Annotated in this window: 16 protein-coding genes and 1 pseudogene; 5 read left to right on the forward strand and 12 right to left on the reverse strand. The window is 68.4% G+C overall.

Features of this window, described 5'->3' with window-relative positions; all coding sequences use genetic code 11:
- Positions 1–277: 277 nt before the first annotated feature.
- Both QYL93_RS25260 and QYL93_RS25265 read left to right on the forward strand, forming a co-directional pair.
- Positions 278–3,538 carry an EAL domain-containing protein gene (locus QYL93_RS25260; protein ID WP_305746244.1) on the forward strand — a complete coding sequence of 1,087 codons (3,261 nt, stop codon included), beginning with the start codon at positions 278–280 and terminating at the stop codon, positions 3,536–3,538.
- A gap of 71 nt (positions 3,539–3,609) precedes the next feature.
- Positions 3,610–4,341 carry a helix-turn-helix transcriptional regulator gene (locus tag QYL93_RS25265; RefSeq protein WP_305746245.1) on the forward strand — a complete coding sequence of 244 codons (732 nt, stop codon included), beginning with the start codon at positions 3,610–3,612 and terminating at the stop codon, positions 4,339–4,341.
- Here QYL93_RS25265 and QYL93_RS25270 read toward each other — a convergent pair.
- Positions 4,335–5,579: an NAD(P)/FAD-dependent oxidoreductase gene (locus QYL93_RS25270; RefSeq protein ID WP_305746246.1), complete on the reverse strand. Its 1,245-nt coding sequence runs from the start codon at positions 5,577–5,579 to the stop codon at positions 4,335–4,337. The two genes, QYL93_RS25265 and QYL93_RS25270, sit on opposite strands and share 7 nt — an antisense overlap.
- Positions 5,580–5,636: 57 nt before the next feature.
- Here QYL93_RS25270 and QYL93_RS25275 point away from each other — a divergent pair, with 57 nt between their 5' ends.
- On the forward strand, positions 5,637–6,116 hold the full coding sequence (locus QYL93_RS25275) for a DUF4124 domain-containing protein (RefSeq protein ID WP_305746247.1): 480 nt from the start codon (positions 5,637–5,639) through the stop codon (positions 6,114–6,116).
- Between the two features lie 110 nt (positions 6,117–6,226).
- Here the strand turns inward: QYL93_RS25275 and QYL93_RS25280 are convergent, their stop codons facing one another.
- The 5 genes from QYL93_RS25280 to QYL93_RS25300 all read right to left on the reverse strand — a co-directional run bounded on the left by QYL93_RS25280 (position 6,227) and on the right by QYL93_RS25300 (position 14,197).
- Positions 6,227–8,680, reverse strand: a complete 2,454-nt coding sequence (locus QYL93_RS25280) for a TonB-dependent receptor (protein ID WP_305746248.1) — start codon at positions 8,678–8,680, stop codon at positions 6,227–6,229.
- A gap of 111 nt (positions 8,681–8,791) precedes the next feature.
- The gene (locus tag QYL93_RS25285; protein ID WP_305746249.1) at positions 8,792–9,811 is read right to left on the reverse strand and encodes a FecR domain-containing protein; all 1,020 of its coding nucleotides are present in this window, start codon (positions 9,809–9,811) and stop codon (positions 8,792–8,794) included.
- Positions 9,808–10,350, reverse strand: a complete 543-nt coding sequence (locus QYL93_RS25290) for a sigma-70 family RNA polymerase sigma factor (protein WP_305746250.1) — start codon at positions 10,348–10,350, stop codon at positions 9,808–9,810. The genes QYL93_RS25285 and QYL93_RS25290 overlap by 4 nt, the downstream gene beginning before the upstream one ends.
- Positions 10,351–10,398: 48 nt before the next feature.
- Positions 10,399–12,588 carry a TonB-dependent siderophore receptor gene (locus tag QYL93_RS25295; RefSeq protein ID WP_305746251.1) on the reverse strand — a complete coding sequence of 730 codons (2,190 nt, stop codon included), beginning with the start codon at positions 12,586–12,588 and terminating at the stop codon, positions 10,399–10,401.
- Between the two features lie 475 nt (positions 12,589–13,063).
- Positions 13,064–14,197: a sterol desaturase family protein gene (locus QYL93_RS25300; protein ID WP_305746252.1), complete on the reverse strand. Its 1,134-nt coding sequence runs from the start codon at positions 14,195–14,197 to the stop codon at positions 13,064–13,066.
- Between the two features lie 115 nt (positions 14,198–14,312).
- Between QYL93_RS25300 and QYL93_RS25305 the strand changes: the two genes are divergently transcribed.
- Complete coding sequence (locus QYL93_RS25305; RefSeq protein WP_305746253.1) at positions 14,313–14,816, forward strand: acyl-CoA thioesterase; 504 nt, start codon at positions 14,313–14,315, stop codon at positions 14,814–14,816.
- Positions 14,817–14,845: 29 nt separating this feature from the next.
- Here the strand turns inward: QYL93_RS25305 and QYL93_RS25310 are convergent, their stop codons facing one another.
- The 6 genes and pseudogenes from QYL93_RS25310 to QYL93_RS25335 all read right to left on the reverse strand — a co-directional run.
- Positions 14,846–15,538: a type IV pili methyl-accepting chemotaxis transducer N-terminal domain-containing protein gene (locus tag QYL93_RS25310; protein WP_305746254.1), complete on the reverse strand. Its 693-nt coding sequence runs from the start codon at positions 15,536–15,538 to the stop codon at positions 14,846–14,848.
- Between the two features lie 193 nt (positions 15,539–15,731).
- Complete coding sequence (cobA, locus tag QYL93_RS25315) at positions 15,732–16,562, reverse strand: uroporphyrinogen-III C-methyltransferase (protein WP_305746255.1); 831 nt, start codon at positions 16,560–16,562, stop codon at positions 15,732–15,734.
- Positions 16,559–17,494 (reverse strand): DNA-binding protein YbiB, encoded by a 936-nt coding sequence (ybiB, locus tag QYL93_RS25320; protein ID WP_305746256.1) that lies wholly within the window; start codon positions 17,492–17,494, stop codon positions 16,559–16,561. The genes cobA and ybiB overlap by 4 nt, the downstream gene beginning before the upstream one ends.
- A gap of 62 nt (positions 17,495–17,556) precedes the next feature.
- Positions 17,557–20,397 carry a nitrate reductase gene (locus QYL93_RS25325; RefSeq protein WP_305746257.1) on the reverse strand — a complete coding sequence of 947 codons (2,841 nt, stop codon included), beginning with the start codon at positions 20,395–20,397 and terminating at the stop codon, positions 17,557–17,559.
- Between the two features lie 802 nt (positions 20,398–21,199).
- On the reverse strand, positions 21,200–22,048 hold the full coding sequence (locus tag QYL93_RS25330; RefSeq protein ID WP_370877034.1) for a type IV pili methyl-accepting chemotaxis transducer N-terminal domain-containing protein: 849 nt from the start codon (positions 22,046–22,048) through the stop codon (positions 21,200–21,202).
- Positions 22,049–22,101: 53 nt separating this feature from the next.
- A pseudogene (locus tag QYL93_RS25335) lies at positions 22,102–23,313 on the reverse strand (NAD(P)/FAD-dependent oxidoreductase); the annotation flags it as partial.
- 365 nt (positions 23,314–23,678) lie between these two features.
- Here QYL93_RS25335 and QYL93_RS25340 point away from each other — a divergent pair.
- Positions 23,679–25,436 (forward strand): bifunctional protein-serine/threonine kinase/phosphatase, encoded by a 1,758-nt coding sequence (locus QYL93_RS25340; protein ID WP_305746258.1) that lies wholly within the window; start codon positions 23,679–23,681, stop codon positions 25,434–25,436.
- Positions 25,437–25,440 lie beyond the last annotated feature (4 nt).

Genomic DNA, 25,440 nt, shown 5'->3' on the forward strand with positions numbered 1-25,440 from the left:
GGGAGATCGGGCCTCAAGACCATGCGTGGCGGTTGTCCCCGTCTGTAACTAGTATTGGCCGACGGGGCATGCCAGCGAAGCCGAGCATTATAGCAGTCGGATGCGAGAAATGTGCAAGTGCGTTCCGTGCGCCCCAAGGTGGTGCGTGTGGCGCGGAAATTGCATGTGTACTTACAGAGTGTTTCCATTTCGTCCATTCAGGGACGTGGGAGCACGATCTCACTGTCCGGCACCGAACCGCCGGGCGCATCTTGCAGGAACGGGAAACTGGGCACCCATGGCAATCATGCACCGCGTATCAGGTTGGCTAGGCCGGCTCAGTGTGGGCCGCAAGCTCATGCTCATCTATCTGCTGGACCTCACGGCGGTGATCTATGTCTCCAGCATCCTGATCCACGAGAAGAACCAGGCCATCGACTTCACGCGCAAGGAGATCGTGGGCACCAGCTACGCGACCGTGGTGCGCGACGGCCTGCTCGGCCGCTTCCTGCAGCCCGGCCAGCCAGGCCTGTCGGTGGCCGACACGCTGGCGCGCCTGGACACGGTGCGTGCCGAGCACGACGAGGCCCTGCACACCCAGGAGGCCGGCCAGCGCTTCAAGGACGCGCTGGAGCGCCTGGGCACCGATGCCGCCGCGCAGGCCGACCCGCAGGCCCTCACACGGCTGCGCAGCCAGTTGCTGCGCGATGGGCGCGAACTGCTCACCACCGTGGGCAACCAGTCCAACCTGATCCTCGACCCGGACCTGGACAGCTACTACGAGATGTCGCTGTCGGTGCTGCGCTTTCCCGAGCTGCTGCAGGCGGTCCACGACACGGTGAGCTTCCTGAACTCACCGCGCACCGCGCGCGGGCCGCAATGGTCGTCCGAGCTGCTCACGCTGGTGGGCCGGCTGGAGGCCGTCACCCTGGGCATCGAGTCGGACTACAACCAGGCCTTCATCGCCGGCACGCCCGAACTGAGAACCGCGCTGGTGCACGACCGCGAGGCGCTCAACGCCACGCTGCTCGAATTCCAGTCGCACCTGCAGGCCGTCGCCAGCGGCGAATCGCGCCTGACCATGGCGCAGCTGACCGAGCAGGAGGCCAAGCTGTTGGGCGCCTTGCAGGCTGCCTGGGGTTCGGGCATCAACGACCTCGATCGCCTGCTGCACCAGCGCGTGGACAGCCTGTACTCGCGCATGTGGCTGCACCTGGGCACGGCGCTGGTGCTGCTGGGCTGCATCCTGTCTTTGGTGACGCTGGTGGCGCGCCAGATCGCCAAGCCGCTGCAGCAACTGGCCCGCGTGGCCGACGAGGTGAGGAAGAGCGGCGACCACACGCTGCGCGCCCACTGGACCAGCAGCGACGAAATCGGCCGCCTGGTCACCGCCTTCAACGGCATGCTGGCCCAGCTCGACCGCGAGCGCCTGCTGCAGCAGGAGCTGGCCGCCAGCGCGCGTGCGGCCGAGGCCCAGCGCGAGCTGGTGGAGGCCTTCCCCATCCCGCTGATGGTGACCTCCATCCCCGAGCACGAGGTGCTGCACTCCAACGCGCCAGCCGGGCAGTGGCTCAACGGCCGTACCGTGGACCCCTGGGTGGCGGGGCTGGAGCCCGGCGTGCGCGCGCGCTTCTTCCAGCGCCTGGCCGACCAGGGCTCGGTGGACGAGTTCGAGGTGCGCTGGAAGGGCGGGCCCGAACCGTCGTGGGCCGTGCTGTCGGCGCGGCGCCTGGTGTTCCAGGGGCGCGACGCGGTGCTCACGGCCTTCACGCCGATCAATGTGCTCAAGGTCATGGAGCAGCGCCTGGAGCTTTGGGCCAAGGTGTTCGAGGCCTCGTCCGAGGGCATCATCATCATGAATGCCGACCAGCAGATCATCAGCGTGAACAAGGCCTTCTGCCGCAGCACGCACTACGACTTCTACGAGGTGATCGGCGAGGGCCTGGGGTTCCTGCAGGAGGACACCGCAGGGCAGGAGCCGCTGTCGGCCCAGATCGCGCGCGCCATGCAGGACAAGGAGTCCTGGCAGGGCGAGGTGCGCTTTCGCCGCCGCTCGGGCGAGACCTACCCGGCCTGGCTCATGGTCTCGGCCGTGCGCGAGGGCAAGGCGGGGGCGGTGGTCAACCACATCGGCATCGCCATCGACATCACCGACCGCAAGCTCAACGAGGAGCGCATCCAGTTCCTGGCCCACCACGACGTGCTCACCGAGCTGCCCAACCGCTCGCTGTGCGTGCAGCGCCTGCAACTGGCGCTGGCGCACGCTCAGACCTGCAACGAGCGCGTGGCCGTGCTGTTCATCGACCTGGACCGCTTCAAGGCCATCAACGACACACTGGGTCACCACATCGGCGACGGCCTGCTGCGCTCGGTGGCGCAGCGCCTCACGCAGGCCGTGCGCAGCCGCGACACCGTGAGCCGTCTGGGTGGCGACGAGTTCGTGGTCATCATGCGCGACGTGGCCGGCCCTGAGGACGTGCAGCAACTGGTCGAGAACCGGCTGATCCCGCTGATCCGCCAGCCGCACCCCGTGGAGGGCCATGAGCTCAACGTGAGCTGCAGCGTGGGCATCGCGGTCTACCCCGAGGACGGCGGCGACATCGACGAGCTCATGCGCCGCGCCGATGCGGCCATGTACGAGGCCAAGACCACCGGCCGCGACATGGCCCTGTTCTATTCGGCCGAGACCGACCAGCGCGCGCTGGCCCGCCAGTCGATGGAGCAGCATCTGCGCCGGGCCCTGGGGCGCGGCGAGTTCAGCCTGCACTACCAGCCGCGGCTGAGCGCCCGGGGAGGGCGCCTGCAGGGCGTGGAAGCGCTGCTGCGCTGGAACAACCCGGTGTTGGGCATGGTGCCGCCCAGCGAGTTCATCCCCATCGCGGAAGAGACCGGCATGATCCGCCCCATCGGCGCCTGGGTGCTGCAGCAGGCCAGCGCGCAGTGGCTGGCCTGGCAGTCGCTGGAGTACGAGGGCCCGCTGGGCCGCGCGCCGCACCCGCTGTCGCAGGTGTCGGTCTCGGTCAACCTGTCGGCGGCACAGCTGGCCGACCCGCAGCTCGTGCCCGACATCGAGGCGCTGCTGGCCAAGAGCTGCATGCCGGCCCACCGGCTGGAGCTGGAGATCACCGAGTCGCAGCTCATGGACCATGCCAACGCGGCCGAGCGGCAACTGGCCGCGCTCAAGGCGCTGGGGGTGCAGCTGTCCATCGACGACTTCGGCACCGGCTACTCAAGCCTGGCCTACTTGAAGCGCTTCGACATCGACCGGCTCAAGGTGGACAAGTCCTTCATCCACGACATGCTCACCAACCCGGCCGACATGGCCATCACCCGCGCCATCATCGCGCTGGGGCACACGCTGGGCCTGAAGATCGTCGCCGAAGGTGTGGAGGACTTGGCCACTGCCCAGGTGCTCGATGCGCTCGACTGCGAGGAGCTGCAGGGCTTTCACTTCACCCGGCCGCTGCCCGTGGCGCAATTGCAGGAGTGGGTGCTACAGCACGCCAGCCGCCCCGCGCTGGGCGATTCGCGCTTTGGCGAGCTGGTCAGCATTCCCTGAGCTGTTCACCGGGGGGGCCACTTCGTCGGCGTGCGAAGTGTTCTCGCGCTCACGCGGTGCACACTGTGGGCATGAACACCAACCAGATCGCCCACATCGCCGGCCTCGTGGGCGAGCCCGCGCGCACGGCCATGCTGGTGGCGCTGATGGACGGGCGCGCGCTCACGGCGCGCGAGCTGGCCGATGCCGGCCACATCACCGCCCAGACGGCGAGCCGCCACCTTGCCTTGCTGGTCGAGGCCGGGCTGCTGCGTCTGGAACGCCAGGGTCGCCACCGCTACCACCGCCTGGCCTCGGCCGACGTGGCGCGCGTGCTCGAAGGCCTGATGCAGCTGGCCGTGCAGCAACCCGCACCCGCCGCTCCCCGGCGCGTGGTGGTGGGCCCGCGCGATGCGGCCCTGCGCACCGCGCGCACCTGCTACGACCACATCGCCGGCCGGCTGGGCGTGGCCATCACCGAGCACCTGCTGGACGAGGGCGCCATGGCCTTCGATGGCGATGCGGGCGGCCATGTCACGGCGCAGGCGGCGCCGGTGCTGCAGCGCCTGGGCCTGGATGGAGATGCCAGCCAGGGCGCAGCTGGCAGTGGCAAGCGCCCGCACTGCCGACCCTGCCTGGATTGGAGCGAGCGGCGCATGCATGTGGCCGGCAAGCTCGGCGCCATGATCTGCAGCCATTGCCTCTCACAGGGCTGGCTACTGCGCCGCAGCGATACCCGGGCGCTGGAGATCACGCCCGGCGGCGCCGTGGCGCTGCGCAACTGGCTAGGGCATGCGCGCTGGGGCCAGGTGGCCGATCACTGAGCTGTGCTGGCGGGCAGCGCTCCAGCACAGGCATGGGCACTGGCCCAGGCCCACTGGAAGTTGTAGCCGCCCAGCCAGCCGGTCACGTCCACCACCTCGCCGATGAAGTACAGGCCGGGCTGGGTCTTGCATTCCATGGTCTGCTGCGAGAGCACCCGCGTGTCCACGCCGCCCAGCGTCACCTCGGCCTTCTTGTAGCCCTCGGTGCCCGTGGGGGTGAGCTCCCAGCGCGCCAACTGCTCGGCCAGGCGCGCCAATGCCTTGTCCGAGGCTTCGGCGACGGGGCGCTGCCAGTCCGCCTCGCGCTGGGCCCAGGCGTCGGCCAGGCGGCTCGGCACCAGGCTGGCCAGCTCATTGGCGATGAGCTTGCGCGAGCGCAGCTTGGCCTGCGCCAGCGCGGCCTGCAGGTCCACCGTGGGCGCGAGGTTGATGGCCAGGGGCGCACCCTCCTGCCAGTAGCTCGATATCTGCAGCACCGCCGGGCCCGACAGGCCCCGGTGCGTGAACAGCAGGTCTTCGTCGAACACCATGCGTGCCTTCTTGGCCCCGGTACTGATCTGCACCGGCAGCGCCAGGCCCGAGAGCTGCGCATAGGGCGCCCAGGCTGCCCCGTCGAAGGTCATGGGCACCAAGCCTGGGCGCTGTTCGATGAGGGGAATGTCGAACTGCCGGGCCAGCCGGTAGCCGAAGTCGGTGGCACCGATCTTGGGGATCGACAGGCCGCCGGTGGCCACCACCAGGCTGCGTGCCTGCACCGGGCCGCGGTCGGTGTCCACCAGGTAGCTGCCGCCCTGGCCGTCGGTGCCGGTCTGGAAATCGATCTTCTTCACACCGCAGGGCTGCCAGTGCGTCACGCCGCCTGCGGCGCACTCGGCCAGCAGCATGGCGATGAGGTCCTCGGCCGAGCGGTCGGCAAACAGCTGGCCCTTGTGCTTTTCGTGGTGGGGAATGCCGTGCTTTTGCACCAGCGCGATGAAGTCCTGCGGCGTGTAGCGCGACAGCGCCGAGCGGCAGAACTGCGGGTTCTGCCCCACGAAGTGCTTGTGCGGCGCAGCCGGGTCCAGGTCGCGGTTGGTGAAGTTGCAGCGCCCGCCGCCCGAGATGCGGATCTTTTCGGCCACCTTCTCGGCATGGTCGATGAGCAGGACCTTCAGGCCCCGTTGGCCCGCCTGGCCGGCGCAGAACAGGCCGGCTGCGCCGGCGCCGATGATGATGGCGTCAAAGAAAGGGATGGTCATGGATGCCGCGGATTGTAGGGGGACTAACATGTGCGATCCATCCTGCAAGGACTGCTCATGACCATCATCCGCTACGCCGCCTGCACCCTGGCGCTGGGCTTTCTGGCCCCGGCCTGGGCCATCAACAAGTGCACGGATGCAGATGGCAAGGTGTCCTTCCAGGACGCATCCTGCCCGGGCCAGGGCGAGAAGATCGAGGTGCGCCCGGCCCTGGAGGGTGCCACGCCGATCCCGTCCCCGCCCTCCACCTCCAGGGAGGGGGCGTTCGGTCCCACCTGGCAGCGCAAGAACCACCTTCAGAACCAGGGCGTTCCCCAGGCACGCATGGCCCTGGAGCGCAACCAGAAGGAATGTGCAGCGCAACCCCTGGAGGCCGCGGCCAGCGCGGGTCCGCTGCGCAGCACCTTGGCATCGGGCACCCAGTTCGCGCAGGAGCGGGCGGCCGCAGCCGGCCAGGGCAAAGCCGCGTGCGAGGCCCGCAGCGAGGAGCTGCGCAAGCAACTGAAAACGCTGGAAGAAGAGCTTGGCGCCCCGTAGTCCTGCGTCTGAGCGACCGTGGCGTGCTCCTGGAACACCTGTCCGGACCTCTGTCGCAAGCGAGCTTTCAAGCGTGGCCGTGCAAAAAGAAGCCAGGGCGCGCAGCTGCGTCAGAACTCCGTGCTGACCGAGAACAGCGCGGTACGTGGCGTGCTGCGCGTCAGGAAGCCGGTACGCACCGCGAGCCAATGGGATGAGTCCGCCACGTTTTCCACGGTCAGGCGGAACACCGTGGGACGCCCGGCAAGGCGGGTGCTGTAGCGCAGGCCCAGGTCGTAGCTGTCAAAGCCCGAGATGCTCTGCGCGTTGTTGGCGCTGGCGATCTGGCTCGACACCTTGGTGAGGCGGCCGGTCGCGGTGAGGCCCGGCAGGGCGGCGATGTCCCATTCGCCCTGCACCACCAGCGTGTGGTCGGGGATGCCGATGGCCTTCTTGCCGTCGTTGGCGCCGTTCAGGGTTTTCGACTGCACGGCATCGGACAGCGCCAGGCCGGCGTTCAGGCGCAGGTTCCTGGCCACCTCGCCGTAGAGCGACAGCTCCAGGCCGCGGTTGCGCTGCTCGCCATCGACCACGAGGAAGTTCGCCCCGTTGACGAAGGACACCGGCTGGCGGATCTGGAACAGGGACGCGCTGGCACCGAAGGAGCCGCCGTCGTACTTCACGCCGGCTTCGATCTGCTTGCCCTTGAACGGGGGGAACACCTTGCCCGCATTGGCGGTGCTGCCGCCCGCCACGGGCCCTTGCGACAGGCCTTCGGCATAGTTGGCATACACCGAGAAGGTCGGCGCCAGCTTGTAGCTGGCGGCCAGCGACGGGGCGGTGGCCGTCTGTTCGTAGCGGCGCTGCTCCACGCCGCCCGCGAATTCACCGATGTCCAGCTTCTGGTAGCGCACGCCGGCGATCAGGTGCAGGCGGTCGTCCAGCAGGTGCATGGAGTCCACCACGGCCAGGCTGTCGGAGGCGGTGTCCTGAAAGCGCGCCAGGCGGCCGCCGGTGGGCAATGCGGGCTGGGCGATGAAGACCGGGTTGTAGAGGTTGCTGGTGAAGGCGCTGCCCATGGTCTGGCTCAGACTGGAGCCGTCCCCCGTGAATCGCGAATAGCCGACCACCACCCGGTGCTTGACCGGGCCGGTGGCAAAGCGCACGCGCCAGCCCAGCTCGCCCGAACGCAGGGCCGAGTTGGTCTGGAAGATGCTGGGCTGGGCGGTGAAGTTGCCGCTGGCCGTGGTGATGCGGGTGCTGCCCGCGTTGACGTTCGACTCCTCGTAGTCCACGCCGCCGAGCACGCCGAACACGGTGGAGTCGGGCGTGATGTCGTACTCCACCCGCGAGACCACCGAAGAGCTCTTGGTGTCGCTGCGGTCCCAGGGCTGGCTGATGGCCTGCGCCGTCGATGGCGGGGCGGGCAGTGCAAAGCCTTCGTTGAAGCGGTGGAACTGGGGAAACCCGTCGAACTGGCGCTGGTTCTGTGCCATGTCCAGGCTGGCGCGCAGCTTCTCGCCCGCGAAATCCAGCGCGGCCGACAGGTGGTCGATGCCCACCTTTTCATTCGGCACGCCGGTGGAGCCGCCGCCGCGCGTGGCGGCGTTGACGCGCACACCCCACTGGTTGTCGGTGCCGAAGCGGCGCCCCGCGTCCAGGTGCGCGCCGGCCTGGCCGTGGGATGAGGCGGACAGGGTCAGCCGGGTCAGCGGCACATCGGTGCCGCGCTTGGGCACGAGGTTGATGGTGCCGCCCGTGGTGGTGCTGTTCGGGCCGATGCCGTTGAGCAGCGCGCTCGGGCCCTTGAGCACTTCGATGCGCTCGAACTGCTCCACCGCGATGCGCCGCGTGTCCACCACCGCGAAGGTCTCGTTGAACGAGATGTCCTGGCTCAGCATGGGCAGGCCACGCAGGAAGAACACGTCCACAGCGTTGCTCTCGGAGTTGGTGGTCCGCACGGCCGGGTCCGCGGCCAGCACGTCGATCAGCCGCCGGGCCTGCGCGTCGCGCGCGGCCTGCTCGGTGTAGCCGCTGATGGCAAAGGGCGCATCGAGCAGGGCAGTGTTGCCCAGGGCTCCCAGGCGTGCGCCCTTGGCGATCTGCCCGCCCGCAAAGGGCTGGTACAGCTGGTTGGGGTCGCGCGAGCCCTCGACCGTCACGGCCGCCAGGCTGCGCTCCGCCGTGCCAGAGGCGGCGACTGGTGCTGCAGCGGGGGCTGCAGTGGGCGTGGGGGCCGCAGGGCGCACGGTCAGCGTGTCGTTGCCCAGGCGCACCAGCGCCAGGCCCGAGCCTGCGAGCGCACGCTGCACCGCGTCTTCCACCGCAAAGCTGCCGCGCACGGCGGGGGCGGTCTTGCCGCGCAGCAACGCGGGGTCGGCGGTGAGGATCTTTCCGCCCTGGCGGGCCATGCGGGCCAGGGTGTCGTCCAGGGGGCCGGCGGGCAGGTCCCAGTTCTGTACGGCACCGGCCTGGGCCACCAGCGTGTCGCCGAGGGCGTGAAGGGTTTGCGCAAAACTGGCGCTTCCGAGGGCGGCGGTCAAGGCCGCCACGAGCAGGCGGGGGCGAAAGGAGGGGCTGGACATGGGATAGTGTTCCTGTACTGAACGTTGGACAAGGGCTTCTGTCTGCTTGTCGAACGAACCCCGCAAAACCCCTCACGCGGTGCGAAATAATTTGCGGCAGGCGGCTTCGGGTTACTGCGCGTCGATCAAGGTCAGCATCGGCCCGTAGTGGGTGACGGTGATGGGCTGGGTGTCCACCAGGGCCTGCAAGGCCTGACCGGTGTCGTTCAGGCGGAAAACGCCAAAGACCCGGAGCCGGGCCGCTGCCGGGCTGATGCGTACCAACCCCTTGCGCCAGGCGCCCAGTGCGGCGACCACATCGCCCAGCGGTTCATCGCGCACATCCAGCACGCCTTCGGTCCAGCTGGCGTGGTGCGCCATGCGCTGCTGCGCCATCTCGATGCGCTGGCCATCCATCCAGGCCGCCTGGCCTTCGCGCAGGACGCGTTGCACGCCATCGCCGGTCTGCAGGGCCACGCTGTGCTCCAGCACCACCACCAGGCTGCGATCCGCTTCCTGGCGCACGAGGTAGCGGGTGCCCATGGCATGGGCGGTGCCATGCCGGGTCTGAACGATGAAGGGGCGCGCAGGCAGGCCCGATGGCCCATCGGCCAGGGCATCGCGGGCCACCTGCACCAGCAACTCGCCTGCGCGCAGCATTACCAGGCGCTGCCCGTGGTCAAAGCGCAGGTCGGCCGCGCTGCGGGCGTTCAGGTTCAGCCCGCTGCCGTCGGGCAGCAGGGTGTGGCGCGTCTCGGCGGTGCCGGTGTGCAGGTCGGCCAGCAGCTCGCCCAGCGGCTGGCTGCGGTGGGCGAGGTACCCGGCGCCCACGCTGGCGAGCAGCATCAGGGCCGATCCGCCCACAATGCCCCTGCGCTGGCGCGAGACCGGCGCTGCCGCTGCGGTCAGGCTGCGGCGGACGGCCGGCAACTGGCCCGGGTGGCTTTGGTCGATGCGGTGGATCTGCCCCAGGGGCTCTGCGAGCACGCCCTGCACAAGTTGCCATGCGGCCTGGTGGCGCGCATCGGCCGACAGCCAGCGCGCAAAATCTGCGTGCTCGCCTGCGCTGGCGCGGCCGGAGGTCAGCCGAACCTGCCAGTCCACGGCGGCGGCGAGTGCGTCCTGCGCCGGCCCGGAAGGGGCGCTGCTCATGGGTGGCCCACGCCGGTATCCTGCCTGCAGCAGTGCAGGTAGGCCTGCTTCATGTAGCGCTCCACACTGGCCACCGAGATCCCCATCTCGCAGGCGATCTGCACATGCGTCAGCCCATCGAGCCGGTGCAGCAAAAAGGCCTGCTTGACCTTGGCAGGCAGGCCGTTCAGGCGCTGGTCGATGGCCTGCAGCGCCTCGTGCAGCACGGCCATAACCTCTGGCGACGGTGCCGTGGCCTGCGGCGACTCGGCCAGTGCCTGCAGGTAGGCCTGCTCCAGCTCGCGCCGGCGCCAGTGGCTGAACAGCACCCGCTTGGCCAGCGTGGTCAGAAAGGCGCGGGGCTCGGCCACCTGCTCGATCTCCCGCGCGGCGAGCACGCGCACGAAGGTGTCCTGCGCCAGATCGGCGGCACCGTGGGGGCACCCCATCTTGCGCTGCAGCCAGACCACCAGCCACTCATGGTGGCTGGCATACCAGCGGCCTGCCGGATGGGATGGCGCGGCATGCGCCGAACCGTGCGTGGAATGCGGGGTGGTCACGGTGGTGGCAGCACCGAGGCGCGCAAGCGCCTCAGGCGCATGGTCCGATCAGAATGCCGCGCGCATCGTCAGGCTGACGTTGCGCGGGTCGCTGTAGTTGCCATAGTCCAGGTTGGCCCAGTACTTCTTGTTCGTCACGTTGTTGACGGCCAGGGTGGCGCTGAGCTTGGGGTTGAACTGCCACGAGGCGCGCAGGCCCAGGACTGCCGTGGGCGACTGCTTGACCGTCACCGTACCGGTGGGGTGCGGGATGTTGAAGCCTTCGACCGAGCTTTGCCACACCAGGTTGCCGCCCACCGACAGGGGTGCGAGCGCACCCGACAGTTGGTAGTCCGTGCCCAGCTGCAGCAGGTAGTCGGGCAGGTTGGCGTAGATCAGGTCCGTGGGGGCGCGCGTGACCCTGGCGCGCGTCAGGCCCGCGCTCACGCGCCATTGCCTGGTGGCCATGCCCGCGAACTCCAGCTCGAAGCCGGTCGACTTGGTGCCGTTGACCGCCACGTAGGGCAGCGTGCCATCGGGCAGCGGCGTGGTGATGGCGCCATCGCGCACACCATAGTTGTCCTGCTTGGTCTGGAACACCGCGAAGTGCGCCTGGATGCGGCGATCCAGCAGCTCTGCCTTGAGGCCCGCTTCGGCATTGCTGCCGATCACCGGCGACAGCGGGTTGTTGTTGCGGTCCTTGTAGTTCTGCGGGTTGAAGATGCGCGTGTAGCTGGCGTAGGCCGACAGCGTGGGCGTGATGTCGTACACCGCGCCGATGTAGGGGGTGACCTTGCGGTTCTCGTCCTGGATGGCGCTCTTGCCGGCATAGGTGCCGGTGGTACCGTAGCTGTCGCTATGGCGATGCCAGTCGGTCAGGCGCACGCCGGTGAGCAGGGACAGCGGGTCGGCCAGGCGCCAGCGCGCCGAGGCGAACAGCCCCGTCTGCTGCGTGATCTGCGTGCGCCAGGCGCCCGTCTTGGAATACGTGGGCGCTGGCGCACTGCCGTCCCAGGTGTAGATGTTGGGGATTACGTAGCTCCAGCTGGCCACCGAGCTGTAGCCATCGGTGCGCGTGGCGATGCGCGTGGAGCTCATGCCCACCATCAGGTCGTGCTTGCGGCCGCCGAGCTCGAACTTGCCCGACAGGTAGGCATCCACCGTGTCCTGCTTTTCGCTGCCGCCGCCCACGGCGGCGTACAGCGTGGTGCCGGCGCCCGTGGCGGGGTTGATGAAGGGTGCCAGCGAGGTGGTCCTGCCGTAGCCGTAGGTGCGCAGGCTGAAGGTATCGCCCTCGGTGTGGTTCAGCGCCGCCTTGAGGTTCCAGTCATCGTTGATCTGGTGCTCCAGCGTTGCGTACAGCGTGCCCGAGGTGCGCTCCCAGCGCGTCCAGGGCGGCGAGAAGCTCACGGACGTGGGCAGATCGATGGGCGAGCCGTCGATGGCAAAGCGCGGAATGGTGCCCCAGATCGGCGCCTTGGGGTCGTTGGACTGGCGCTGGTAGCCCAGGGCCACCACGGTGGAGCGGCCCAGGTCGGCCTCGATGGCGGCGAGCAGGGCAGTCTTGTCCTCGGAGTAGCGGTCGCGGAAGCTGTCCTTCTTCTGCGGGGCGACCACCAGGCGGCTGCGCACGCTGCCGTCGCTGTTCAGCGGGGCGTTGATGTCGAGCTCGCCACGGTACAGGTTCCAAGAGCCTGCAGTGAGCGCGACCGAGGCCGCGAACTCGCGCTGCGGGCGCTTGCGGATCATGTTGATCGTCGCCGAGGGCACGCCCACGCCGGTCAGGATGCCGTTGGCGCCGCGCACGACCTCGATGCGCTCGTACAGCGCGGTGTCGAACTCCTGGTTGGTGCTGCTGCTGTACGAGGGCAGGCCATCGATCTGGAAGTCGGTGACCTGGAAACCGCGTGCGTAGTACAGCGGGCGCTGCGTGTCGTAGAAGCTCACGGCGATGCCGTTCACGTTGCGCAGCACCGAATCGATGCTGGTCAGCGACTGGCGCTCGATCTGCTCGCGGGTCACCGTGGTGGTGGACTGGGGTGTCTCGCGTGCAGTCAGCTGCAGGCGGGTGGAGGCGCTCTCGCGCGAGCCCGAGACGGTGACACTGTTCAGTGCCTTGGGGGCCGTGATCTGGTCGGGGGCGGATGCAGCGGCTGGGGCGGCATCCTGGGCACGGGCTGCGCCGGCCAGGATGGTGGCGACGGCGGCCAGCGCCAGCGGGTGCAGACGGCAGACGGGCTGCCTACGGGAAACAGACATGGAGCGCTCCTTGGAGCCTGTTCAATGTCTTTTTGCAGCCGCGTTGGAGTGCAATCGGGATGAGTGGATGCTTCGGATGCGCCGCATGGGCTCATGCCCATGCAAGCAACCGGGGCGTCCAATCGCCCGATTTCACTCCAACCCTTCGGGCAAGTGCCTTTTCGGGCGGTATGCGGCGTTGCGGCGCTTGCCGATAGCACGGGCTATCGGCTGCGCACCGCGCCTTGCATCCCATCCCGAAAAGGGACTTGCGCGGCTTCAAAAAGGCATTGAACAGGCTCCTGGTTGTTGAATCTGGCAACTGGCTGGCTGCGCAACAACAAGAAGAGCACGGCGTGGCTGGTTTATGGCTCCAATTGTAACTTTTAAATAGCAATCATTCTTAATAAGAATGCTTGAAAGATGCGCAGCCCGGGCCAAGCCCGTTGCTTTTGCGCCTCATTCGCAAACTGGACGGCCCTTTCGGGGCGGCTGCTCACCCCTTCCAGGTGAACGGAAACTTGAACTGCTTCACGAAGCCGTTGGGCACGTAGTCGCCCAGCACGCCGTAGTGCTCGGGCCACAGCTTGGTGCTCTTCACGGCGGTGCCGAACAGGTGGTCGAGGAAGGCGAAGTGGGCCGCATAGTTCTTGTCCAGCGCCTCCTGGTCCTGGCTGTGGTGCCAGTGGTGGAAGTTGGGCGTGACCAGCACGTAGCGCAGCGGCCCCAGGCGCACGCTCACGTTGGCGTGGTTGAACACGGCCTGGAAGCCCACGACGACGATGTAGGCGTCGATCACTTCCTTGGAAAAACCGAACACGTAGATCGGGGCCAGCACCAGCGTGCGTGTGATCAACAGCTCCAGGATGTGCTGGCGCGAGCCGGCCATCCAGTCCATGCTTTTCACGCTGTGGTGCACGGCGTGCAGGCGCCACAGCACGGGCACCTCATGGTAGGCGCGGTGCGTCCAGTACTGCACCAGGTCGGCCACCAGCACGATGAGGAACAGCGCCACCCAGAAGTTCAAGCCCTGCACCCAGCCGCGGATGCCGTCGCTGGCGGCCCAGCCGAAGAACTTGTGCACGACCAGGTTGGTGGCCAGCAGCACGAAGCCCACCACCATGTGGTTCACGATGAAGTGGTGGAAGTCGGTCTGCCACTCGGCGCGGAAGATGGGCTGGTCCTTGCGCAGCGCGAACAGCTTTTCGATGAAGATGAAGATCAGCGAGCTGCCCAGCAGGTCCAGGATGAACCAGTCCAGGCCGATGTAGGGCGTGTTGTCGGGGAAGTTCGGGTTCACCTCCACCTTGTGGCCGCCCAGGATGGCCGCCAGCGCCACGGTGGCGAAGGCGAACGTGGCCAGCCAGCGCGAGCGGTTGAACAGGATGTTGACCAGCGAGATGCCGCCCGCGATCGCCATGGCCGCCAGCATGATGTAGCGGATCACCGTCACGTCGTAGCTCTTGCGCAACTGGGGCGTGGTCAGGTACTCGGGGAAGTGGAAGGCCAGCACACCCAGGAAGCACAGGATGGCCAGCGTGAGTGCAATTACCCCCGACACCAGCCCGCGACCGCGCCGCAGCGCACCGTGGCTTTCGGTAAATTCATTGAGTTTGTCGATTTCCAGCATGTTTTACCCCTCTGTGCACGGATCGTGGATCGTCGTCCGTGGCCCGTGTTGGCTTTATGTGCCGCGAGTGTAGCGGGCGCTCGCGGCGCAGGTTGTAACCGTAAAATCACGGTCCATGAACATCCCCTCGCACCAGCTGAGCATGACCGTGCTCATGTCCCCGGACATGGCCAATTTTTCCGGCAACGTCCACGGCGGCGCTGTCCTCAAGCTGCTCGACCAGGTGGCCTACTCCTGCGCCAGCCGCTACTCGACCTGCTACGTGGTCACGCTCAGCGTGGACCAGGTGATGTTCCTGCAGCCCATCCACGTGGGCGAGCTCGTGACCTTCCTGGCCAGCGTCAACTACACCGGCTCCTCGTCGATGGAGATCGGCATCAAGGTGGTGGCCGAGGACATCCGCTCGCAGTCGGTGCGGCATGTGAACAGCTGTTTCTTCACCATGGTGGCGGTGGACGAAGAGCGCAAGCCCGTGCCGGTGCCCCCGCTGTCACCCTCCACGGCCGAAGAGCGCCGCCGCTGGGATGCCGCCGTGATGCGCAAGACCCTGCGCAAGGAATTGGCCGCGCGCTTCGAGCAGGCCCGCTCGGCACCCGTGCCCGCCCCCCTGGCCGCCTGACCGGGGCAGTCAGGCCTTTGGCGCTGCGTTCAGCGGTTGCGCCCCGCCAGCGACACGGCCTGCAGCGACAGCCCGTCGATCTCGTTGGTGATGCCCGATAGCACGTTCGCCACCACCGCGAATTCGCGGCCATGCTGGCCCGCGCGCGCGGCCATCACCTGGGCGTTGAAGCTCACCACCTTGGCCTCGCGCGCCACGGTCTGGATGGAGGCGACGATGCCCGCCAGCTCCTTCATCAGCGTCTCGGACTTGGCCTTGCCCAACTGGTCAAAGGCCGTGGTGGCCGTGTTCAGCGCATCTAGCGCGCCGTCGGTGATCTCAACCAGGCGCGCCAGTGCTTCTTCCACGCGCGGGCTTTGCCGCTCGGCCAGCTCCAGCGTGCGCTCCACCTGCTGCATGAAGGCGTCGATGGTGGGGCCCACACCGACAGAGCCCTGGTAGGTCGTGAGGATGCGCTCGCCCATGACCGCATCGAGGTGGCGCGGCGTGTCCACCAGCCTGGCGTGGCTTTCGCTGAACAGCGCTAGCGAGCCGCGAGCCGCCTTCAGGTGCAGGTCGCTGCCGCGCGTGGCCAGCACGGTCTGCAGCACCATGCGCTGCGACAGCATGCGCTGGCGGGCGGCCAGGTTGACCAGCGACATCTCGCCATCGCGCGGCGCTGGGGCGGTGGGGGCGGGCAGATTGCCGTGGCTGCTGCGGGCGGAGAGGGGGTAGGCTGCCATGGTGTGATCCTGTGTGGTGTGCCATCGGGTTGTCGGTACACAACTAGCAATACCCGGGCCAATGCATGCCTGCTGGCCTGCCCCTGGAGCGTGCACACAACGGGGTGCGGGCACATCAAAAAAACAGGCCCGGCGATGGGATCGCAGGGCGTGCCGAGCGGGCGAAAGGGGCGTGCGAAAAGGTGCGGCGCGATCAGGCGAAGCGCAGCTTGTTCGCCGGCTGCGGCACGGCCGCTGCGGCAATGCCCTGCACCACGTCGCCCACCACGATCACCGAGGGGCTGGCCAGTCCCTCGCGGGCAATGGTGGCGTGCAGCTCGCCCAGTGTGGTCACGGCATGGCGCTGCTGCGGCAGGCTGGCATGCTGGATGATGGCCACGGGCGTGGCGGCGGGCAGGCCGGTGAGCAGCTCCTGCTCGATGGTGGCGGCACCGCTCACGCCCATGTAGATCACCAGCGTCAGCTTGGCGTCGCGTGCGGTTGCGGCCAGTTGGCGCCAGTCGGTGCCGGCGTCGCCGGGCTTGGCATGGCCGGTGACGAAGACCACGCCGTGGGCATGTTCGCGGTGCGTGAGCGGCGCGCCCAGCGAGGTCAGGCCCGCCAGGCCGGCGGTGATGCCGTTGACCACCGTGACCGGCACGCCTGCGGCGCGCAGGTGCTCCACCTCCTCGCCGCCGCGGCCGAAGACGAAGGGGTCGCCACCCTTGAGGCGCACCACGTTCTCGCCCTCGTTCACAGCCATGAGCATCAGCTTTTCGATGAAGGCCTGCGGCGTGCTCTTGCAGCCGCCGCGCTTGCCCACGTGCACGATGCGCGCCGTGGGCGAGGCGTAGGCCACGATGGCATCGCTCACGAGGTCGTCCACCAGCAGCACGGTGGCCGCCTGGATGGCCTTGAGCGCCTTGAGCGTGAGCAGCTCCGGATCGCCGGGGCCGGCGCCCACCAGGGTGCAGGAGCCGCCGGTGCCCAGGTGCGGGCGGTCGTGCTGGGGCGAGGGGGCGGATGGATTCGTGGGGCGGTTCATGGCTGTGTCTCCGGCATTGCGGCGGTGGCTGTTTGACCGGTGATCTGCAAGATATGTTCCACCTGCCGCGTGAGGGCGGGCGGTGTCGGCAATTCGCCTGCGAGCACGCGGCGCGTGTAGTCGGCCGTGGTGGCCACGTCGATCTCGATCGGCAGGCCGGGCACCTCGCTCGCGGTGCCAGGCTCCTGCTCCTGCAGCACATGGTGCGCCCCGGCCACGAAGGCGTCGTAACGGGGTGTGCGGCGCGGGTCGGCCGCCACTTCGCCCTCGAGCCCGCGCGAGAGCAAGGCGTTCATGCCCATGGCGCTGAAGGTGTTTTGCAGCATCTCGAAGTATTCGGGGTGCGTGTAGCTCGTGACCACCACCGCCGCACCGGCACACGGGTTCATGAGCTTGACGGCGCTGTGCCCCGCGTTGCGCAGGCCCACGGTCTGGCGCACGGCCAGCAGGCGGGCCAGCCCCGGGTGCAGCAGGCCGGTGGCGATGTGCGCCACCTCGCCATCGGCCACCTTGCGCGGCGCGGTCAGCGCCGGGATGTGGAGCGCTTCGAGCACGTCGGAGGCGAGGATGCGCCGCGCCTCGGTGCGCATGCCGTGCAGCAGCACGGGCAGGCCCTCGCGCGCCAGCAGCAGGGCCAGCAGCGGGGTGAGCACGGGCAGCTTGCGCGCGCCGTTGTAGCTGGGCAGCACCACCAGCGGGCGGTCGCTGGCGGGCAGCAGGGCCATGCGGGCATGCGTGGCGTCCAGAAAGCCGCACATCTCCTCGGCCGTCTCGCCCTTGATGCGCATGGCCAGGCAGAAGGCGCCGATCTCCAGATCGGTCACGCTGCCGTCCAGCACCTGGCCGAACAGGTCCGTGGCCTGCTCGCGCGTGAGCGGCTTGGCCCCGCGCGGGCCGCGGCCGATTTCCTTGATGTACTGGCTGATGCCCATGGTGCGTGAATGGCTCTTTGAAGTGGGACTGGATATTTTCTCGCAACCCAGCGAACTTTTGGTTATATGGCGGCGATTGCGATGGCCGCTTTGGCGAGAGGCCCCGCGGCGCGCACCATGCGCTTGAGCTCGGGCAGGCAGGAGCCGCAGTTGGTGCCGCAGCGCAGCTCGCCCTGCAGCTGGGCCAGGCGCTCGTCATCCGTGCCGTGGCAGTGCGCCAGTTGGCCGGTGATGGCCACGTCGGTTACGTTGAAGCAGGTGCACACCGTCTTGCCGCGCGACTGCACCGCTACCGGGGCCTTGGCACTGGGCACGAGCAGCAGGCGGCCGTAGCTCTGCGCGGGCAGTTCATCCTGCAGCAGGGTCTTGATCCAGCCCTGGGCGCTGGTGTCGCCGGCCAGCACGATGGCTTCGAGCGTGCTGCTGCCGTCGTCCCGCCGGGCCAGGCGCGCGGCGCGGCGCTGGCCGCGCTTCCTGTCGGCATAGCGCAGGGTGTCGGCGGTGGCCAGGCCCAGCACGGCCTCGATTCGCTCGATCAGCGCGTCCGGTGGCGCTTCGTGGCCGGCGGCGCGCAGCAGCACGCCGGTGCGCTCGCGGCCTGGCTCCGACAGCGGGGTGTTGTTGCTGAAGGGCACGCAACTGGCAAACGGGAAGGCATCCATCAAGGCCGACAGCGACTCGCGTGCGGCCAGGGCCTTGTCGCCCGGCAGCCAGGCCATGGCCAGCAGCGTCCACGGCATCTCGGCCTTGAGGATCTTCACGGCCGCGTGCTTGAGTTCGGGCTGCTTGGAGGTGGGGCAGTAGGCCGAGGTGGTCAGTGCATTCACGCCCGACAACCGCTCGCCGGAAGACGACTGGCCGCTGAGGTACTCGCTGCCCCAGTGCATGGCCATGAAGGCCTGCGACAGGCCCATGCTGGCGTCGGCCAGCACCGGTACGACGATGGAGCCGCGCTTGCTTGTGACGTGCACCAGGTCGCCGCTGTGCAGCTTGCGCTGCGCCATGTCGTCCGGGTGCATCTGTACCGAGGGCTCGGCCACATGGCCGAACAGCCGGCCCAGCGTGCCGGTGCGGCTCATGCCGTGCCACTGGTCGCGCAGGCGGCCGGTGGTCATGCCGAAGGGGAAGCGCGATTCGCGCTGCTCGGCCACGGGCTGCCAGGCATGGGCCGCAAAGCGCGCACGGCCATCGGGCGTGGGGTAGATGCCGTCTTCGTACAGGCGCACCTTGCCGCTGGCAGCACCCTCGGGCAGCGGCCACTGCTGCGGGCCTTGTGCTTCAAGCTGCAGCCAAGAGAGGCCGGTGATGTCCAGGTCGCGCCCGCGCGTGGTCTCGCGGTGCTCGTTCCATACCGCCTCGGCCCCGGCATCGGCGTCGTCGGTGGTGTAGGGGAACAGGCTGGGTGCGCCAAGGCGCAGCCGTGCTTCCAGCTGGTGCGCAAACTGCACCGCAATGGCCCAGTCGTGGCGCGTCTGGCCGGGTGCCGGCACCGCAGTGCGCACGCGGGAGATGCGGCGTTCGCTGTTGGTCACGGTGCCGGTCTTCTCGCCCCAGGTGGTGGCGGGCAGCAGCAGGTCGGCGTACTGCGCGGTGGCGGTGGTGGCAAAGGCCTCCTGCAGCACCACGAACTCGGCGCGCTCCAGCGCGCGGCGCACGGTGGCCTGGTCGGGCATGCTCTGCGCGGGGTTGGTGCAGGCGATCCACAGCGCGCGGATCTCGCCGTCGGCGGCGGCCTGGAACATCTCCACCGCCGTCTTGCCAGGGCGCGAAGGCACGTCGGCCACGCCCCACATCGCCGCCACCTCGGCGCGGTGCGCGGGGTTGGCGAGGTCGCGGTGCGCGCTCAGCAGGTTGGCCAGGCCCCCCACCTCGCGCCCGCCCATCGCATTGGGCTGGCCGGTCAGCGAGAAGGGGCCCGCGCCCGGCTTGCCGATCTGCGCCGTGGCCAGGTGCAGGTTGATGAGTGCGGCATTCTTGGCCGTGCCGCTGGTGCTCTGGTTCAGGCCCTGGCAGTACAGGCTGAGCGTGGCCTTGGAGCTGGCGAACCACTGCGCGGCCGTGGCCAGGTCGGCCTCGGGGATGCCGCACACTGCGCTCACGCGCTCGGGTGTGCAGTCGGCCACCAGGGCCTTGAGCGCCTCGAAACCGGTGGTGTGCGCGCCGATGTAGGCGGCATCGACCCAGCCTTCGCGCAGCATGAGGTGCAGCATGCCGTTGAACAGCATCACATCGCTGCCCGGCTGTATCGGCAAAAACAGATCGGCCATGCCCGCGGTGTCGGTGCGGCGCGGATCGGCCACGATGACCTTCATGCCCGGGTTGGCCGCGCGCGCGTCCTCGATGCGCCGGAACAGGATGGGGTGCGCCCAGGCCGCGTTGCTGCCCACGAAGAACAGGCATTGCGCGTGCTTCACGTCGTCGTAGCAGGCGGGCGGCGCATCGGCCCCCAGCGTGGCCTTGTAGCCGGCCACGGCGCTGCTCATGCACAGGCGCGAGTTGGTGTCGATGTTGTTGGTGCCGATGAGGCCCTTGGCGAGCTTGTTGAAGACGTAGTAGTCCTCGGTGAGCAACTGGCCGCTGACGTAGAAGCCGACGGCGTCGGGGCCGTGCTGCTCGATGGTGTCGGCGAATTTCTGGCTCGCCATGTCCAGCGCGGTATCCCACGTGATGGGCAGGGCCTGCTGGCCGCGCTGTGTGCGGTGCAGGGGGTGGAGCAGGCGGGTTTGCAGGGTGACGGGGCTGGCTGCGGTGAGGTGCAGCGTGGAGCCCTTGGTGCACAGGCGGCCGAAGTTGGCGGGGTGGGTCGGGTCGCCGCGCACGCCGGTGATCTGCGGGCCTTCGGATTCGATGATCACGCCGCAGCCTACGCCGCAGTAGGGGCAGGTGGATTTGGTTTCTGTCATGTTCTTGTCGTGGTTGCGGCGTGCTTGTTGTTGGGGCGGGGGCCGGGGTGTGCGCCCGGCGGCGCAGTAACTTTCTTTTGCTTCGCCAAAAGAAAGTCACCAAAGAGAAGACGACCCCCAGTCTGCGTCCCCCGTTCGCCCTGTCGGGCGAACGGGGGCAACCTGCGATGCTCGGTCCTGGGGTGGTGCCGCAGAACTCGCTACGTTCTTCGAACTCCGCTCAAACAGCTGCGGCAAGTCAGATGACGAAGTGCGTGTGTCCTTCGGCACACGCACCCACCCCAGCTCCTGCGCTTCTCGGCGCAGCCAGCAGAGGTGGGGAGCGGGTACCGCACGGCTGCTGCTTCGCAGCTGCGCCTGGGGTCGGGGGCGCGCGCGGTGCGCGCTGCCGACGAAACTGGCGCCATCGCCCTGGCGAGCCGAGCGCAGCGAAGGACCGCGGTGCCGAGCGAAGCAATGGCCCGAGTGGAGCCCGTTCCCACCCCCTTCTGACCGTGCCGAGAAGCGCAGGGCCTGGGGTGAGCGCGTGCCGAAGGACACGCGCATCGTGAACTGACTCACCGCGGTTGTCCGAGCGGAGTTCTCCCGCAGGGGGAACGCAGCGAGTTCCGCGGTGCACCCCAGGACCGAGCATCGCAGGCTGCCCCACTCGCCCAACGGGCGAGTGGGGACACGGGCAGCGGGGTCGCCTTTCTTTTGGGTACTTTTCTTTGGCGAAGCAAAGAAGAAGTACCTCGGCCGCCGGGCCGAGACCCGGCCTCCACCCTCAGCACAAAAACAGAAGCAACCAGAAGCCACGAACTCACCCAGCCAAAGCAGCATAAAGACCAGTCACCCGATCCATGCTCGACAACAAATTCTCACTCGCCACAAACACCTCCGACACCTGCCGCGCCGTGCTGCCCGCAACCCCACCCGCCTGCATCCGCTGCAAAGCAGCATCAAAGAACACCCACTGCCCATCCGCCAGCAGCAGCTCCTGCCGAATCCGGTCATTGGCCTCAGGCGCCTTGCGCAGCACCTCGGTCGCCGCGATGAACTCGGTGCGCGCCTTGGCAATCTCCGCCGCCGCAACGGCAGCATCCACCGGTAACTGCGCAGCCAGGTAGAACTTGGCCATGCGCTGGCTCAGCATGCGCTGGCGGCCCGCCACGTTGACCAGGTGGCCGACGGGCTTGCCCGAGGCCGACTCGTACTGCACCGTGCCCTGGTGCGCCAGGGCCAGCACCTTGGCGTCGGCCTGCAGCATCGCGGTGGCGCCGGCCAGTGCGGGCGTGCCGCCCAGCAGCGTGGCCTTGTGTGAAACCCAAGCCGCATCGAGCTGGCCGTAGGTGTCGCGGATGGTGGGATTCGGGGCGTAGGCCTTGAGCTCTGCCAACTGGCGCTCGAACAGCGCGACGGACTGGTCCAGCACCTGGCGTGCCGCAGGCTCCTGCACCTTGTGGGCCAGGGCCAGCCAGGCCTTGCCCATGCGCTGGCTCAGCATGCGCTGGCGCCCGGCCTTGTTGATGGCGTCGTTGAGGTTGGCGACCTGGGCATTCGCCGGCCGGGAGACGAGGGCCAGGGTGCCGGCCACGGTGGCGGCGCCTGCGGCGGCACCGGCCTTCAGCAGAAAGGTTCTGCGCTGCAATGCGGGTGAGGGCATGGTCATGGGCGTGTCCTTTCTGGTCATGGCGGGGGTGGGGTTCATTCGGTGCCCGCTGGTCCGAACATCAGCTGGTCGCGGATCTCGTCCACCGTGCGGCCTTCGCGCAGCAGCTCGAAGTACCAGCTGCCGTCCACCGTGTCGCCATACAGGCAGGCGCCCACCAGCTTGTCGTCCTTGATCACGAGCTTCTTGTACGAGCCGGTCACGGGGTCGCTCATGACGATCTCCTCGGTGCCTTCGCCGCCCTGGAAGTCGCCGGCGCTGAACAGGTCGATGCCGGTCACCTTGAGCTTGGTGGAGGTGAGCGAGCCCTGGTAGCGGTCGATGCCCAGCTCCGCCAGGTGGTTGGCCAGCACCTTGCCCTGCTCGAACAGCGGCGCCACCAGGCCGTAGGCGATGCCCCGGTGGGCAGCGCACTCGCCCACGGCGTAGATGCGTGCATCGGTGATGGTCTGCAGCGTGTCGCTGACCACGATGCCCCGGTTCACATGCAGGCGCATCTTCTCGGCCAGCGCCGTGTTGGGGCGTATGCCCACGGCCATCACCACCAGGTCGGCGGGTACCTGGCTTCCGTCCTTGAACTTCACGGCGGTCACGCGGCCCTCGGGGCCGCCCACCAGTTCCGCAGTCTGGGCGTTGAGCAAAAACTGCATGCCGCGCTCCTGCAGCGACTGCTGCAGCATCACGCCTGCCACGCCGTCGAGCTGGCGCTCCATGAGGGTGTTGCCCACGTGCACCACGCTCACCTGCATGCCCCGCTTGACCAGGCCGTTGGCCACCTCCAGCCCCAGCAGGCCACCGCCGATGACCACGGCATGCCGGTAGGTGGCGGCGGCAGCGATCATGGCCTCGGTGTCGGCGATGTCGCGGTAGGCGAGCACGCCGGGGAGGTCCTTGCCCGGGATGGGCAGGATGAAGGGGTTGGAGCCCGTGGCCAGGATCAGGCGGTCGTACTCGGCGCTGATGGCCTCGCCCGCCGCATTGGTGGCATGCACCACGCGGCGCACGCGGTCCACCTCGGTCACCGTGAAGCCCGTGTGCAGGGTGATGGCGTGGTTCTTGTACCAGGACCAGTCGTTGAGGATGATTTCGTCGATTGTCTGTTCGCCCGCGAGCACGGGCGACAGCAGGATGCGGTTGTAGTTGGGGTGCGGCTCGGCCCCGAACACCGTGATGTCGTAGAGGTCCGGGGCGATCTTGAGCAGCTCTTCCAGGGTGCGCACACCGGCCATGCCATTGCCCACCATCACCAGCCTGGATTTTTTCATCGCAGCCCCCACGCCCATCGAAAACACAAAACAAAAAAGGCGCCCACACGATGCTGCTTCGATGTCTCGAAACCGCATGTGGGGACGCCTTCGTCCTTGCAAGCCCGGGTGCGCCATTGCACCGTGGACCCGCGTGGCCCTTGCGGGCCGTGCCTTCGAACAAGCAATGCGTGTGCCAACCCGCCGCCCCGATCCGGGGCGTCCCGTCTTTCTGGCGGTCCGTGAGCGCAACCCCATGGTGGTGCCACGCGCACCATGTTGCATTGCACCATGATGGGGATGAAATTCTCGCATTGCCTTGCTGGGGTGCAACGGCGGGCTCCCTGTGCACCAGCTTGGGCATGAAAGATGCTTGCCTGTGGTGCATGAGCTTTGAACTGGATTTTGGCTGTGTCTCGCAGGCCGGGCGCAAGGAGGGCAACGAGGACTTTGCGGCCCTGGTCGAGGGCCGTGGACGCGACCTGCCCCGTGGCGCCATTGCCGCCCTGGCCGATGGCGTGAGTGCGGGGGGCAATGGGCGCGAGGCGGCCCAGACCACGGTGCGCACGCTGCTGTCCGACTACTTCGCCACGCCCGAGACCTGGGACACCACGGTGGCCCTGGACCGCATCCTCAGTGCCCACAACGCCTGGCTGGCCGCCATGAACCGGCGGCGCCAGCCCGCCGTGGGGCTGACCACGCTCACGGCCCTTGTGCTGCGCGGCCAGTCCTTCACAGTGGCGCACGTGGGCGATACGCGCGCCTACCTGCTGCGCGACGGGCGGCTGCAGCAGCTTACGGCCGACCATGTGATCGCGCAGCGCGACCTGGCCCACCAGCTCACGCGCGCCCTGGGGCTCGACGACCATGTGGTGGTGGACTACAGCCAGGGGGAGCTGCAAAGCGGCGACCTGTTCCTGCTGGTGTCCGACGGTGTGCACGGCAGCCTGCCCGAGCGCGAGCTGCGCAGCCTGATGCGCCAGGGCCTGGCCCCGCAAACGCTGTGCGAGGAGCTGGTGCGCTCAGCCCTGCGCAGGGGCAGCAGCGACAACGTGACCGCCATGGCCGTGCAGGTGCGCGGCGTGCTGGAGGCCACCTTGCAGGACGAATCGCGGCGCGCGCAAGAGCTGCCGGTGCTGCCCCTGCTCAAGGTGGGCGATGCGGTCGACGGCCTGGTGGTCACCGCGCTGGTGGCCGACAGCGGCATCCACAGCATCTACCAGGTGCGTCACCCTGCCAGCCAGCGCCTGTATGCGCTCAAGACCCTGAACCCCCAGCGCGCGCACGATGGCGAAGAGCGCGCCACGCTGGCGCACGAGGCCTGGGTGGCGCGGCGCATGCAGTCGGGCAGCGCTGCGGCCCATCTGGCCTGCCTGAACGACTGGCCTGCCGCCGCATCAGGCACCAGCAGCAGCTTCTTTTACCTGTTGTACGACTGGCACCGGGGCGAGACCCTGGGGCAGCAACTGCGCCGGCGCCAGCCCTTTGGCGTGGCGCGTACGGTGGGCGTGCTCACCCAGGCCGTGCGCGTGCTCGGCCTGTTGCACCGCCAGGGCGTGGTGCACCGCGACATCAAGCCCGACAACCTGCACCTGGGCGACGACGGCGTGCTGCGCGTGCTGGACCTGGGGGTGGCGCTGAGTGGCCGCGAGCCCGAGGCCACGCGCCTGCTGCATGCGGGTACCCCGAGCTACATGAACCCCGAGCAATGGCCCGGCTACGAGCGCAGTGCCGATGGCGAGACCGGGCAGATGCCCGATGCCGGCAGCGACCTGTTCGCACTGGGCGTGACGCTGTACCAATTGCTCAGTCACGGGCGCCTGCCCTATGGCGACGTGGTGCCCTACCAGATCGGGCGCTACCACCGCGACCCGGTGGCCCCGAGCCGCCACAACCCCGAGGTGCCCATCTGGCTGGACCAGATCGCCTTGAAGGCCGTGGCGCGCAACCGCGCACAGCGCTTCGAGACGGCCGAGGAACTGCTGCTGGCGCTGGAGCGCGGCGCCTCGCGGCCGCTGCACGCGCATGCACCGCTGGCGCCGCTGATGCAGCGCGACGCCACGGCGATCTGGAAGATCGCGCTGGCGGTGAGCGTGCTGGTGAACTTGCTGCTGGTGTACTGGGTGTTGTTTTTGCCGAGGTAGAAGC

Source organism: Acidovorax sp. A1169 (assembly GCF_030704685.1).
Lineage (GTDB): Bacteria > Pseudomonadota > Gammaproteobacteria > Burkholderiales > Burkholderiaceae_C > Acidovorax.